Genomic DNA, 12,422 nt, shown 5'->3' with positions numbered 1-12,422 from the left:
CCCGCCGCTTCGCGTCGACCCTCCCCCTCCAGGGGAGGGTAAGAAGCAGCTCAGTCGCCGCTCTCCAGGCCGCCGACGTGCTTTTGCGTGTAGAGCTCGAGCCCGATGCGCCCGATCAGATCAAGCTGGGTTTCGAGGAAGTCGATGTGATGTTCCTCGTCCTTCATCAGCTTCTCGAACAGGTCGCGCGAGACGTAGTCCTTGACGCTGTGGCAGTGGGTTGCGGCTTCCTGGTAGAGCGTGCGCGCAGCGATCTCGGAGGCGAGGTCGCATTCGATGATTTCCTTGACGTTCTGGCCGATGCGCAGGGGATCGAGCACCTGCATGTTGGGAAAACCGTCGAGGAACAGAATCCGGTCGGTGAACTTGTCGGCGTGCTCCATCTCCTCGATGGATTCCTTGCGCCAGACCTTGGCCATTTCCAACAGGCCCCAATTGTTCAGGAGCCGGTAATGCAGCCAGTACTGGTTGATCGCGGTGAGCTCGCTGCGCAGGCCCTTGTTGAGATAATCGATGACTTTGGGATCGCCCTGCATGGTCCACTCCAATTTCCTCAGGCCAAACGCGGCCCGACACTGCATTTAGAATGCTTCTAAATTAGTTTGGAGGCGAGAGCAACCGCTCCGCGAAAAAAGCGGTGGGAACGGCGGAAATCAGAGGATTCTAAGGGGTTTTCAGCAAGCCGCGAGCGCGAAGGCCGGGGCAATTTCCTGCGCGGGCTCGTCGTTGGCGGCGTGGCGGCTGTGCGGGCAGCCGGAGCAGCATTCCTTGGCACAGGCGCCAAGCGCTTCATCGATGATGGTCTTGATCGTGCGCGCGCACCGGCCGCATTCTGCGCTGCAGCCGAGGCAACCGTAAATCTGTTTGGGATTCCGCGGCAGGTCCGTGGATGCACTTACGGCATGACGGACATCGTGGTCGCTCAAAACGTTGCAGGAACAGACGATCATGAAACCGCTAAGACCCTAGGTGATGCGCTCTCATCGATATTTAAGAGCGCGACGAGATGCAAAAGGAAAAGCCGCAATTTCAAGCAATTCCAAACTGATGCCGGGGAAATACTGGAATCAATCTAAACAGGCGTCATTGAGCTAGATCACCCTGGCGCGCGGATATTCCCGGGATTTTCGGCGTCAATCGCCACCACCGCCGCCGTCACCACCGCCGCCTCCGCTGTCCCCGCCACCTCCGCCGCTGAAGTCGCTGGAAGAGCTGGAATTATGCGACGAAAAACTGTCGCTGCCGGACCCGGAAAGCAGGCCCCAGCCGCCGCCGGAACTGTCGCCTGCGCCCATGCTGGAAGCATCGCCGCCAGCGCTCTCGCGCCGGGCCTTGCGGTTTTGCGCTCGGTTCATCAGCAGATAGCAAACCAGCGAGGTTCCACCGACTGCCACCATGAATGCCGTCATTCCGCTCATCGCGCCCTCCGCTTCAGGCTCCGGGAGAATTAGGTATCTTTGCACCGCAAAGTACCCCCTCTCCCCGTTTCGTCGCCTCCAAGGCCGCCGCCGTTCATTGATCATTCAAGCGAAATATGGAACTTTTGCCGGGACCAAACCTAAGGCCCTTTAGCTTCTCACGAGAAAGGTGAGGCCATGAAGAAGACATTGATGGCGCTCGGCGCCGCCGCCGCGTTGACCGTTTCCGCCGTTTCCATCCCGGCTCCTGCGCAAGCGCAACGCGGCGTTGCCGCGGGCGTCGCCGCCGGCTTGATCGGCGGCGCCATCGTCGGCGGCGCGATCGCTTCGCAGAACGGCTATTACGGCCCGGGCTATTATGCCCCCGGCTACTATGGCGGCGGCCCGGCCTATGTGGCCGATCCCGGCTACGGCGAATCCTGCATCTGGCAGCGGCAGCGGTTCTGGGATGGTTATGGCTGGCGGGTCCGCAGTGTCAGGGTTTGCGATTAGCGCCGTTCATCTTCATTAAATTTGCGAACCTCATCCCGGAGCGGCGCCGCTTTTCCGGGATGAATGCCGTTTCCGGCCCGAAAAAACCGCTTTTTTCAACCACGCTTTTGCGACGTTTACTTTCGATTGACGCATGTGCGCTTTTTTAGCGAAACGGCAGTTCGAAACAGCGTGTGAGTCATCCCTAAACCCGGCGCCCGAAGGCGTCACCCCAGGAGAGCCCAGGACATGAAGAAGACATTTGCTGCCATGGTCGCGGTCGCAACGATTGCCGGTTCGCTCGCAGCGACGCCCGCAAGCGCACAGCGTGGCGTTGCCGCAGGCGTCGCGGCCGGCCTGATCGGCGGCGCAATCGTCGGTGGCGCAATCGCCTCCAGCCGCCCGGCCTACGGCGGTCCGGTGTACGTGGAAGAAGCGCCCTACCCGGCGTGCCGGATGGTTCGCGAGCGCTTCTGGGACGGCTACGACTGGCGCTATCGCCGCGTCGAGGTCTGCAACTGATCTGATCGAGCGGCGCGCGAGTAGCGCGCTGTGATCGAAGCCCGGCCGAGATCTCGGCCGGGCTTTTTCTTTGCCGCGAGAAATGTCTTGTAGCCCGGGCGAGCGAAGCGACCCCGGGGACAGGAGCGACAAAACCGCCGGCTATTCCATTTGGCTAACACCGCCCCCGGATGTCGCTGACGCTCATCCGGGCTACGAAACCCGTCAGCGCCCCGCGCTCATGGAGCGCAACACGGCTTCGCTCGGCCAGCAATCGACCTTGAGGCCGGCGGACTTTTGATACGCGCCGAGCGCCGCGCGGGTCTGCATGCCCGCCTTGCCGTCGAGCTTGTCCTTGTAGAGGCCGATGCGTGTCAGGTGACGCTGCATGGCTTCGACATCGGCCGAGCGCAACTGCGTCGAGGCGGACCATGGCGTCGCAAACGGCTGCGGGCTTGTCATGCGGTCGGCGAGATGGCCGACGAACAGCACATACAGGTCGGAGAAATTATATTCCTTGATGACGAAGTAGTTCTTCGTGGTCAGGAAAGCCGGGCCGTAGATGCCCTCCACCTGCAGCAGCGAGGCCGGCTGCGCCTGCTCTGCCGCGCTCAGCTTCAGTCCGCGCACCGGCACGAAGCCGGCGCGCAGCCACTCGGCAATCGGCTTGGTCACCTCGGGCACGCCCATGGTGCAATCGACACTGGCGGGCGCTTTCACCTCATAGGCCCAGCGCACGCCCGCCTGCCAGCCCTTGTTGACGAGCTGCTGCGCGGCGGAAGCCAGCGCATCCGGCACCGAATGCCAGATGTCGACCCGGCCATCGCCGTCGAGATCGACGCCATGCTTGTAATATTCGGACGGCAGAAATTGCGTGTAGCCGGTGGCGCCGGCCCAGGACGAGCGAAACTCGTTGCGCGCCACCGCGCCCTCACCGAGGATCTTCAACGCGAGAATGAACTCACCCCGGTACTGGTCCTTGCGGCGGCCGAGATAGGCCTGCGTCGCCACCACGCGCAGCGTGTCGTAAGGCAGCCGGTAGCGGCCGTAATCCGTCTCGCGGCCCCAGATCGCCAGCACGACGCTTGAAGGAACGCCAAACCGCTTTTCGATTTCGTTCAGCGCGGCGCGATGCTTCTGCATCAGCTTCTGCCCCTCGGCCGCCAGCCGCGCGATGGAAGCTTCCTTGACGTAATCGGCCGGCACCTGCACGAACTCGGCCTGCGACGGCGCGCCGGTGGCGGGCCGGCCCGGCAGGATCAGATCGGGCAATTTGTAGTCGGGCTCGAGCCCCTTCGTCTCGGCATCGAACGTCGCGCGCGATACGCCGGCCGCCTGCGCCTCCGGCCACAGCGAGGCGATGAACTGGGTGAAGGCGGCGTCGGCAGCGTGGGCAGGCTGCATCGTCAAAACGGTCAGCGCGAGCAGAATTCCAACCGACCTGACCATGATTGCATGTTGCACGCAGGCACCCGTTCCATGACGCTTGATGACTGGCCGGACTGAGTCGTCCGGCTCGATCATGATTGTAACTATTCAGGGCCTGCGGCGCGATGTTCTTTCCGAGGATCAACGTCAAGGACGATCCAGTCCGTCGCTGGCACCGGCCCGACCGGCACTTCTTCGCCAACGGCGCCTGCCAGGTGCTGGCATTTGCATTTCTCGAACGTTATGCGGACATCGACTTCCACGCTCGCTGGATCAAACCTGCGGCCGGATTCACCGGCAACCACATCTACGTGACCGACGGGTTCCATGCGTTCGACTATCATGGCCTGACGACGGAACAGCGACTGCTCGCATTCGGGTTCAAACGCGCGCAACGCTTCTTTCCCGGCTGGAACGCTGTGCTGGTGGATGTACCGACGCAGGCCCTGATCTCGGAGCCGCACTTCCGCCAGATCGAAGGCCTTCACCTGCGCGAACCCGGGCAGTTCCTGCACAATGCGCTGCCGCGGGCTCGAGAATACCTCAACAGGTTTGGTGACTTGAGATCTATTCTGTCACCCCCCAAAGACCGGTAGGCAGACATCAATGCGAGACGGCCTCTTTGGCATGTTCGGCGGAATCATTCGACAGCTTGTCGACATACGCAATGCCGATCGCCGACAGAATGAAAACCGTGTGGATGATGGTCTGCCACATCACGCCGGTTTCGGTGTAGCTGCTTTTGCCTGAAGCCAATCCACCGGCCTCGATGAAGGTGCGCAACAAATGGATCGACGAGATGCCGATGATGGCCATCGCGAGCTTGATCTTGAGCACGCTGGCATTGACGTGGCTGAGCCATTCCGGCTGATCGGGATGTCCTTCCAGATTGAGACGGGAGACGAACGTCTCGTAGCCGCCGACGATGACCATCACCAGCAGGTTGGAAATCATCACCACGTCGATCAGGCCCAGCACCGCCAGCATGATCTGCTGCTCGCTGAAATCGAAGGCGTGGGCGAACAGGTGCCACAACTCCTTCAGAAACAGCACCACATAGACGCCCTGCGCGACGATCAGGCCGATGTAAAGCGGCAGCTGCAGCCAGCGAGAGCTGAAGATCAGCAGCGGGATCGGACGCAGCGCCTTCCGCTGAGCTGCGGGCGGCACGGGTGTTTCGGGCGTAAAGGACATTCAGGAGGGCTCGCTTGCGGGGGGATTCGAATTGCGGAAGGAGGCTATATCTACGCAATCTGACCGCGCTGTGAAGCGACAACTGGCCGCAGCAATTATTTCCCGCTGTACGGCTTGTAAATCTGCTTCAGCTTCCAGGGCGAAATAGCCGCATCCGAGACCGTCTTGGCATGAAAGCCAACGCCATTTGCCGAATTCTGAGGGCAGCAATTGCGTGCTGTACTGCAAGAGGAACTCAGGCTGTCACTGCATGCAGTTGCGTCCGCTCAGAACCACTCGCCTTATCGCCACCACAGTCAATCCACTCGATCTGACGTCTTTGAACTTTTGCAAACAATCTAACACAATAGTCCTCATATCGAATGGCTTCCAGTGGAGTCAGATTTCCTAGCGACGAAATCGGAAATACCAAACATTTATCGAAATCCAACTCATTCCCATAAGCTCGCAGAAGAAACTCCCGTAACTTCTGACCGTTTCCATCCACACGGTACGCCTCGTTATAGAGCCACCATGCACGCCAATGACGACATCCGATGCCGAAGCCAAGAGCAACCGTGAAAGCAACGATCGTTGGAAATATCCAAATCTGATATTCTACAATTCCGGATCCGCCATGCCCTTTCGTTGCACGAATGCTTGCATAGAGTTGCGGTAGCGAGAATACAAAGCTCGAAAACAATCCTTCATTCCTAGATGTCGCCACCTGTTGCTGAACTGCAATGTCTGTTGAACCAGTTGTCGGCAAGCGATTGCTGACTGAATAGGAGCTCAACAACGAACCCAGCGTGCAATCTTTTGGATCCTCGAACAATTGGGTTGAGCCATCACCATCATCACCTACTCCAGATTTGCTTTGCGCATCAAACTTGTTGTGCAAAGAAATGCAAATCGCCGAAACCTCTTTTAGCTGTATTTCGGCTTGGTCAGGATTTACATTCAGCAACTTTCCAAGCTTGTTCAAATTTCGCGAGATCGGCTTCAGATCACTGGGCGACAATATAGAATAAACCGCTTTCGTATCAGCCGGCTTGCTCTCAATGATAGGCTGAAGCGCCGCAAAATCAGCCATGATCCGATTGTAAATTTCCTTCGGCGACGTGCTTACCTGGTACGAGTAAGATACCGTATTCAGGAGACCGACCACGAGAGCGGCCAAGCAAGCATGCGCAAAGGCAGTCCCGTTAAACAAGGCGGCCAGGAATGAAAGGCGCGAGCGAGGAAGACGAGCAGCTTGACGGAAGTAGAGAATGCCGAACGCTGTTCCAACAGCCGCTATAATTGTATTAAGCAACACAAATGAGATGAAGGACATCGGATTGAAAACCACATACTGTAGCCAGTTGAACAGCGCAAGAATCAATGTCGCAGATACAACGCAAATGACACTACTCAAGGCGCTCGACGATAGGGCTACCGTGCTGTAGCTCTCCAATGTCTCTTTCCACGCCTGCGCATCCAATAGTTTATCACGTGAGTAGTCCAGCACTCTGAAAGTCACGATGTAGATCAGAAGGCCGGTCAAGATCGTCAGTAAACCCGAGAGCAGATACCTGTTTGTCCAGTCAACACCGACTGTCCTGGAAAGCATTGGCGCAAGCAAAAACAGACCAGAGAAAATTGCGCCCGACAATATGAATGCGCTGACAAGAAAAACATATCCAACGTGATCTGAGCGATTGTTTGCGTAGACACTGGGGAATCCCAATTCATCCAATCGATGAGCGAGGTCATTTCCATTTCGAGCAGTTCGAGACAACAGGACAGCGATCGTAAGCGATATCTCTCTCGCAAATCGCTGTATGTCGGCATAGAGGTGATCAGGGCCCTCCTTTTCCTGCTTGTTGTCGGGGCTTCCAATTTTCGCAAGTAGATTCCGCTGATTATTCTGTAATCGCTCGAACGCGTCTCTGTTCTCCGGCAAATCGGTCAAGCTATCGAGCCGCGGGTTCGAAATTCCAGGGCTCTTGTTAAATATCTGGCTCAGGGTGAGGAACAAGATATTCGCCCGGAGGAAAGCCGTCGCCTCGTCGTCAAGATCTGGGTTTTGCTCAAATTTTTTTAGGCGTTCTTCTCCGACGAGCGCCACTAGGGACGATCGCCGCTCAATCAGTTTGGCCCCATCTATGGATGGATCATTCAGCAACCATGACCCGACCTTGAAATTTCTCAAACTGAAAGCGAGATCGCTGACCGCACCCGGAATGTAGGCAACTTTGTGGGCGTACTGCCGAATGAATAATTCTATGCGGCCAAGTAACGAATCATCCCGCGCTGCTCCGGTCGATATAAGAAATGTCGCAGCGGCCACTTGCCATGTTTGCGCACTCGCTACCAAACCCAATTTGGATTGGTTGGCATTGCTTTGATCGGAATCGAAGATCGTTGGCCCGATGATGCTGATCGCTGTATAGAGGGCTGCCAACAAGAGCACGTAGACCGTGCGTCCCCATTGGTAGCGGGAATCGATCGTTAAGGATTGAGGAGGCAACTGAGCAAATGGACCGACAGTCTCCTTGTCGTATGTGGGCATGTTGAACTTGTCTTTGGCATACATGATTATGATCAGCAGGCCGAGGCAGTAGGTCGTTAGCGATCTGAGATCAGAGAGCTGCAATATATCGCGGTACGATGCCATTTCGGACCTCTTTCAAAGAGCGCTTACCTCAAATGAATTAAGTCAAGAGTTTTTCGACAATAAGCCTAGAAACGCATCGACCGACGTCTGCGTTGTCAATCTACAGAACTCGGTCTCCGTTGCACTCATATCGCCCTTCTCCGAGAGCTTATTGACAGGACTGCCACCGCCGCAGACGGCGAAATAGCGGCAGGAGCGTTTGCAGTCTGCGACGCCTTGCGCTATCTCACGACTGGCGCGCAAGAATGCCTCGGTGTTCGAAAAATCGTCCAAGCCACCTTCCAGAATATTGCCGAATACGAAATTATCGTAGTCTGGCGCACTCATTTCCATAAGCTCGGGAGAGAAAGTTGAGACGCTGCCGTCGGCGGCAACTACTATCGCAGCCCACGGCTCGACCTGCTCGTTTTCAGACAGTTCGATGCCGGCCAATTTCTGTGCGACCCGCTCTACTTCGCGGATATGCAGCGGGAAATCATCACGATACGCCTGCTTGAGCACAGCAATCACGAAGTCCTTCACGGCAACCTTGAAGTCTCGGCCAACGAAACTGGAAGTCTTGTTGGCGCCTTCCAGTTCATCCACGCTAAAGCTGATTTGTGTAATCCCGTGTTCGCGGTAGAACGCATAGTAGTCTTCGGGGCATTCAAGGGCATCCGGATGCAAGACGGTAATCACGCTGGGGTCAAAGCCTGAATCTTGAAGCCGCCGTAGTGCTCTGACCGCCAGTTGCCAGGTTGGCTTGTTATTTCTCGTACGACGGCGCGCGTCGTGAAACCTTTGCGGGCCGTCGATGCTCAAACTCACATTTGTATTAGTGCGCCGAAAGAGATCGATCCATTTGTCATTGATGGCGATCCCATTAGATTGCATTGCAAAGCTGGTTAGCGGCGGCGCGACGTCCAGCAACCGGCTGTAAGCGTGATCATACCACTCGATTGGAGCTGCAGTCGGTTCACCGGCATGCCATACGACAATGGGCGCCGATCGAGGTGACAAGCGACAAAATATCTTTTCGCGCAGAGCCTCGACGACCTCTCGTGCCATCAGGCGCTTTTCGTCCCGGTGGCCAAGATAACAATAGGAACAGTTGATATTGCAGTAAGGCGTCGGTTGCAGAATGATGAGGCGGGGCTCAATCATCGAAGCTAACAGTTCCGCCATTGCCCAGAGAAGCAGTTACGGAAATTGGGAAAGTTCGGGAAGTACTGAACCACCGTGGTGGTCGCACCATCCCTCTGCTGCTCGACGGATTTTATGCTGAACTCGGGATTGGCATTCTGCTTCAGCAGGTCGGACAACATGCCGGGCTTGAGCTGATCCCTGCCATCCGTCGGCAGCGGCACCTGGCTGGCATTTGCCTCGCTCGCCAACGCGAGCAAAAAGGCAAACGGAACCGGTCCAACCCTTGATCCAGCCATGGCGCGCCTCTGAAATGCCGCGCGATCGCAATCTTAAAATAAACTTCTAACTATCGAGACCGCAACGGGATCTTCAACTTCAAATAGCATAACACGGCGAAAAGGCCCCGCAAGCCCTTTTCGCCATCGACGTGCTGCTGGATTAGTTTGCTACCGCGTTAACTTCTTGTATTTGACGCGGTGCGGGATGATGCTGTCCTGCCCGAGCCGGCGCATCTTGTCCTTCTCGTAGTCCTGGAAGTTGCCTTCGAACCATTCGACATGGCTGTCGCCTTCGAACGACAGGATGTGGGTGGCGATACGGTCGAGGAACCAGCGGTCATGGCTGATGATGACGGCGCAGCCGGCGAAATCCTCCAGCGCCTCTTCCAGCGCGCGCAGCGTATCGACGTCGAGGTCGTTGGTCGGTTCGTCGAGCAGCAGCACATTGGCGCCGGACTTCAGCATCTTCGCCAGATGTACGCGGTTGCGCTCGCCGCCCGACAGGGAGCCTACCTTCTTCTGCTGGTCGGCGCCCTTGAAGTTGAACGAGGAGCAATAGCCGCGAGAGTTGACCTCGCGCTTGCCGAGCAGGATCAGTTCGTTGCCGCCGGAAATCTCCTCCCAGACGTTCTTCTTGCCGTCGAGATCGTCGCGCGACTGATCGACATAGCCGAGATGCACGCTCTCGCCGACGGTGATGGTGCCCTGGTCCGGCTTTTCCTGACCGGTGATCATGCGGAACAGCGTGGTCTTGCCGGCGCCGTTGGCGCCGATCACGCCGACGATGCCGCCCGGCGGCAGCTTGAAGGTGAGATCCTCGATCAGCATGCGGTCGCCGAAGCTCTTGGTGAGCCCTTCGAAGTCGACGACGTTCTGGCCGAGACGCTCGGCCACGGGAATCGTGATCTGCGCGGTCGTGGCCTGCTTCTCGCTCGCCTGCTTCAACAGATCTTCATAGCGCTGATAGCGCGCCTTGGACTTGGCCTGGCGCGCTTTCGGCGAGGACGCGATCCACTCCTGCTCGCGGGCGAGCGTCTTCTGGTGCGCGGCATCCTCGCGGCCCTCCTGCTCGAGGCGCTTCTGCTTCTGCACCAGCCAGGACGAATAATTGCCCTCGTAGGGAATGCCCTTGCCGCGGTCGAGTTCGAGGATCCAGCCGGTGACATTGTCGAGGAAGTAGCGGTCGTGGGTCACGATCAGGATCGCGCCGGGATAGTTGCGCAAATGGCCTTCCAGCCATGACACCGACTCGGCGTCGAGATGGTTGGTCGGCTCGTCCAGCAGCAACAGCTCCGGCTGGTCGAGCAGCAGCTTGCACAGCGCGACGCGGCGGCGCTCGCCGCCCGAAAGCTTGGTCACATCGGCATCGTCGGGCGGGCAGCGCAGCGCGTCCATCGCCTGATCGACCTTGCTGTCGAGATCCCAGAGGCCGGCGGCCTCGATCTCGTCCTGCAGCCTGGTCATCTCGTCGGCGGTCTCTTCCGAATAGTTCATCGCCAGTTCGTTGTAGCGATCGAGGATCCCCTTCTGCTTGGCGACGCCCAGCATGACGTTTTCGCGGACGTTGAGCGCAGGGTCGAGATGCGGCTCTTGCTCGAGATAGCCGACGCGGGCGCCCTCGGCGACCCAGGCCTCGCCATTATACTCCTTGTCGAGGCCCGCCATGATCTTGAGCAGGGTCGACTTGCCGGAGCCGTTGACGCCCAGCACGCCGATCTTGGCGTCCGGGTAGAACGACAGATGGACGTTATCGAGCACCTTCCGGGTCGGGTAGCTCTTGGTCAAACCCTGCATGAAATAGACGAACTGGCGAGCCATCGCGATCCCTTGAAGCCAGAGGATTTATGGAAATTTGCTGCCGCTGATGTAGCGGCGCGGCCGCCAAAGGGCAACCACGGGAACCCGTTTTCCATCCGTTCACCACGGATGAAAACGGGTTGGTCACCATGTGGACCGAGATCCAGACAATTGAAACCTTCTTTTAATAAATCAGGCGAAAACTCGTCTTCAGCGCCGAAAAAGGCGATTTGAAAACAAGGGCCCGCGTCATGGCTACGATCAGTTCGGTATCCTTTCACGCCCCGGCGAACAGCCGCGACGGACTGGCAAAACCCTTCGCAGAGCTCCGCGCCTTCTGGCGCCAGTTCGTTGCCAAGGCGTTCAACCCCTACCGCCCGGAACTGCACTATATGCGCGGCCCGGGCCCGGCCTGGCGCGCCAAGCATCTCGGCCGCTCGAACTGAGCTTCCCGGTTATTTGAGGCAGCTACGCGTTTAAGTCCGCTTGCGCGCTTCCCGATTGCGCGCAACCATGGCGACCTCCTGGACGGCCGCTTCCGGCCGTCATCCTCGCCATCAACGGACCTCCCCATGACGCGGCTGCGCTGTGCAATCCTCGACGACTATCTCAATGTGGCGCTTTCGGTCGCCGACTGGTCAAAAGTCTCCGACCGGGTGGACGTCTCGGTGTTCAACCAGCCATTTGCGACCGCGGAAGCCGCGGCCAGCGCCCTGAAGGATTTCGAGATCATCTGCGCGATGCGCGAACGCACCCCGTTCCCGCGCACGATGTTCGCAAGCCTGCCCAAACTGAAGCTCCTGATCACCTCGGGCATGCGCAATGCCGCCATCGACATGGAAGCCGCCAAGGACCACAAGGTGACGCTGTGCGGCACGCAATGGGGCCGCGACCCGACCGCGCCCTTGACCATGGGTCTGATCCTGGAACTGACACGTAATATCGGCCGCGAGAACGCCCGCATGCATGCCGGCGAGCCGTTGCAGGCACTTGTCGGCATGGAGATCGAAGGCCGGACTCTCGGCGTCATCGGCCTCGGCAAGCTCGGCACCAAAGTATCAAAACTGGCGCAGGCTTTTGGCATGAACGTGATCGCCTGGAGCCCGAACCTGACACCGGAGAAATGCAAGGAAGTCGGCGTTACCTACGCCAGCAAGGAAGAGCTGTTTTCGACCGCCGACATCGTCACCATCCATGTGGTGCTGAGCCAGCGCTCGCGCGGGCTGGTCGGGCGTGATGAACTGGCGCGCATGAAGCCGACCGCCTACCTCGTCAACACCGCGCGCGGGCCGATCGTCGACGAAGGCGCGCTACTGGAAGCGCTGACGCAAAAGAAGATCGCGGGCGCCGGCGTCGACGTGTTCTCGGTCGAGCCGCTGCCGGTCGACCATCCGTTCCGCAAGCTCGACAACATGGTGCTGACGCCGCATCTCGGCTACGTCACCGAGGACAGCTTTCGAAACCACTATCGGCAGATGGTCGAGGGTATCGACGCCTGGTTCAAGGGCGAGCCGAAGCAGCGGCTGGCGTAAGCAAATCGGCCTCCCGCAGGGAGCGGGAGGGCGAAAGCCT

General features: G+C 58.4%; 14 protein-coding genes. 5 read left to right on the top strand and 9 right to left on the bottom strand.

What is annotated here, in order from left to right:
* Positions 1–50: 50 nt before the first annotated feature.
* The 3 genes from bfr to ACPPVP_RS11215 form a co-directional block, all read right to left on the bottom strand.
* Complete coding sequence (bfr, locus tag ACPPVP_RS11225) at positions 51–536, bottom strand: bacterioferritin (RefSeq protein WP_426534076.1); 486 nt, start codon at positions 534–536, stop codon at positions 51–53.
* 138 nt (positions 537–674) lie between these two features.
* Positions 675–950, bottom strand: coding sequence for a (2Fe-2S)-binding protein (locus ACPPVP_RS11220; RefSeq protein ID WP_426534074.1), 276 nt, complete (start codon positions 948–950; stop codon positions 675–677).
* A gap of 183 nt (positions 951–1,133) precedes the next feature.
* On the bottom strand, positions 1,134–1,418 hold the full coding sequence (locus tag ACPPVP_RS11215) for a hypothetical protein (RefSeq protein WP_426534071.1): 285 nt from the start codon (positions 1,416–1,418) through the stop codon (positions 1,134–1,136).
* Between the two features lie 177 nt (positions 1,419–1,595).
* Between ACPPVP_RS11215 and ACPPVP_RS11210 the strand changes: the two genes are divergently transcribed.
* Positions 1,596–1,910 (top strand): hypothetical protein, encoded by a 315-nt coding sequence (locus tag ACPPVP_RS11210; RefSeq protein ID WP_426534069.1) that lies wholly within the window; start codon positions 1,596–1,598, stop codon positions 1,908–1,910.
* Between the two features lie 228 nt (positions 1,911–2,138).
* Positions 2,139–2,411, top strand: a complete 273-nt coding sequence (locus tag ACPPVP_RS11205; RefSeq protein ID WP_426534067.1) for a hypothetical protein — start codon at positions 2,139–2,141, stop codon at positions 2,409–2,411.
* A 204-nt stretch (positions 2,412–2,615) separates the two neighbouring features.
* Here the strand turns inward: ACPPVP_RS11205 and ACPPVP_RS11200 are convergent, their stop codons facing one another.
* Positions 2,616–3,839 (bottom strand): lytic murein transglycosylase, encoded by a 1,224-nt coding sequence (locus ACPPVP_RS11200; RefSeq protein ID WP_426537796.1) that lies wholly within the window; start codon positions 3,837–3,839, stop codon positions 2,616–2,618.
* A gap of 104 nt (positions 3,840–3,943) precedes the next feature.
* Between ACPPVP_RS11200 and ACPPVP_RS11195 the strand changes: the two genes are divergently transcribed.
* On the top strand, positions 3,944–4,414 hold the full coding sequence (locus ACPPVP_RS11195) for a hypothetical protein (protein ID WP_426534065.1): 471 nt from the start codon (positions 3,944–3,946) through the stop codon (positions 4,412–4,414).
* A gap of 7 nt (positions 4,415–4,421) precedes the next feature.
* Here ACPPVP_RS11195 and ACPPVP_RS11190 read toward each other — a convergent pair whose 3' ends face one another.
* The 5 genes from ACPPVP_RS11190 to ettA all read right to left on the bottom strand — a co-directional run bounded on the left by ACPPVP_RS11190 (position 4,422) and on the right by ettA (position 10,871).
* Positions 4,422–5,012, bottom strand: coding sequence for a TIGR00645 family protein (locus ACPPVP_RS11190; protein ID WP_426534063.1), 591 nt, complete (start codon positions 5,010–5,012; stop codon positions 4,422–4,424).
* A gap of 235 nt (positions 5,013–5,247) precedes the next feature.
* Positions 5,248–7,650: a hypothetical protein gene (locus tag ACPPVP_RS11185; RefSeq protein ID WP_426534061.1), complete on the bottom strand. Its 2,403-nt coding sequence runs from the start codon at positions 7,648–7,650 to the stop codon at positions 5,248–5,250.
* Between the two features lie 42 nt (positions 7,651–7,692).
* A complete protein-coding gene (grrM, locus tag ACPPVP_RS11180) occupies positions 7,693–8,793 on the bottom strand; it encodes a cyclophane-forming radical SAM/SPASM peptide maturase GrrM/OscB (RefSeq protein WP_426534059.1) in 1,101 nt (366 codons plus the stop codon).
* Positions 8,794–8,798: 5 nt separating this feature from the next.
* Complete coding sequence (locus tag ACPPVP_RS11175; RefSeq protein ID WP_426534057.1) at positions 8,799–9,071, bottom strand: hypothetical protein; 273 nt, start codon at positions 9,069–9,071, stop codon at positions 8,799–8,801.
* 150 nt (positions 9,072–9,221) lie between these two features.
* A complete protein-coding gene (ettA, locus tag ACPPVP_RS11170; protein ID WP_426534055.1) occupies positions 9,222–10,871 on the bottom strand; it encodes an energy-dependent translational throttle protein EttA in 1,650 nt (549 codons plus the stop codon).
* Between the two features lie 230 nt (positions 10,872–11,101).
* On the opposite strand from ettA, the gene ACPPVP_RS11165 reads away from it, so the two are divergent.
* A complete protein-coding gene (locus ACPPVP_RS11165) occupies positions 11,102–11,296 on the top strand; it encodes a hypothetical protein (RefSeq protein WP_426534054.1) in 195 nt (64 codons plus the stop codon).
* Between the two features lie 126 nt (positions 11,297–11,422).
* On the top strand, positions 11,423–12,382 hold the full coding sequence (locus tag ACPPVP_RS11160; RefSeq protein WP_426534052.1) for a D-2-hydroxyacid dehydrogenase family protein: 960 nt from the start codon (positions 11,423–11,425) through the stop codon (positions 12,380–12,382).
* The last annotated feature ends 40 nt before the right edge of the window (positions 12,383–12,422 follow it).

Origin of the sequence: Bradyrhizobium sp. McL0615 (assembly GCF_049993905.1) — a bacterium.
GTDB lineage: Bacteria > Pseudomonadota > Alphaproteobacteria > Rhizobiales > Xanthobacteraceae > Bradyrhizobium.
The sequence above is the reverse complement of the archived record's forward strand: the minus strand, read 5'-3'. Positions and strand labels throughout refer to the sequence as shown.

Bases quoted from the DNA above. Each gene is read 5' to 3' on its own strand.
- bfr (WP_426534076.1), bottom strand. From the start codon at position 536: ATGCAGGGCGATCCCAAAGTCATCGATTATCTCAACAAGGGCCTGCGC.
- ACPPVP_RS11220 (WP_426534074.1), bottom strand. From the start codon at position 950: ATGATCGTCTGTTCCTGCAACGTTTTGAGCGACCACGATGTCCGTCAT.
- ACPPVP_RS11215 (WP_426534071.1), bottom strand. From the start codon at position 1,418: ATGAGCGGAATGACGGCATTCATGGTGGCAGTCGGTGGAACCTCGCTG.
- ACPPVP_RS11210 (WP_426534069.1), top strand. From the start codon at position 1,596: ATGAAGAAGACATTGATGGCGCTCGGCGCCGCCGCCGCGTTGACCGTT.
- ACPPVP_RS11205 (WP_426534067.1), top strand. From the start codon at position 2,139: ATGAAGAAGACATTTGCTGCCATGGTCGCGGTCGCAACGATTGCCGGT.
- ACPPVP_RS11200 (WP_426537796.1), bottom strand. From the start codon at position 3,839: ATGGTCAGGTCGGTTGGAATTCTGCTCGCGCTGACCGTTTTGACGATG.
- ACPPVP_RS11195 (WP_426534065.1), top strand. From the start codon at position 3,944: ATGTTCTTTCCGAGGATCAACGTCAAGGACGATCCAGTCCGTCGCTGG.
- ACPPVP_RS11190 (WP_426534063.1), bottom strand. From the start codon at position 5,012: ATGTCCTTTACGCCCGAAACACCCGTGCCGCCCGCAGCTCAGCGGAAG.
- ACPPVP_RS11185 (WP_426534061.1), bottom strand. From the start codon at position 7,650: ATGGCATCGTACCGCGATATATTGCAGCTCTCTGATCTCAGATCGCTA.
- grrM (WP_426534059.1), bottom strand. From the start codon at position 8,793: ATGATTGAGCCCCGCCTCATCATTCTGCAACCGACGCCTTACTGCAAT.
- ACPPVP_RS11175 (WP_426534057.1), bottom strand. From the start codon at position 9,071: ATGGCTGGATCAAGGGTTGGACCGGTTCCGTTTGCCTTTTTGCTCGCG.
- ettA (WP_426534055.1), bottom strand. From the start codon at position 10,871: ATGGCTCGCCAGTTCGTCTATTTCATGCAGGGTTTGACCAAGAGCTAC.
- ACPPVP_RS11165 (WP_426534054.1), top strand. From the start codon at position 11,102: ATGGCTACGATCAGTTCGGTATCCTTTCACGCCCCGGCGAACAGCCGC.
- ACPPVP_RS11160 (WP_426534052.1), top strand. From the start codon at position 11,423: ATGACGCGGCTGCGCTGTGCAATCCTCGACGACTATCTCAATGTGGCG.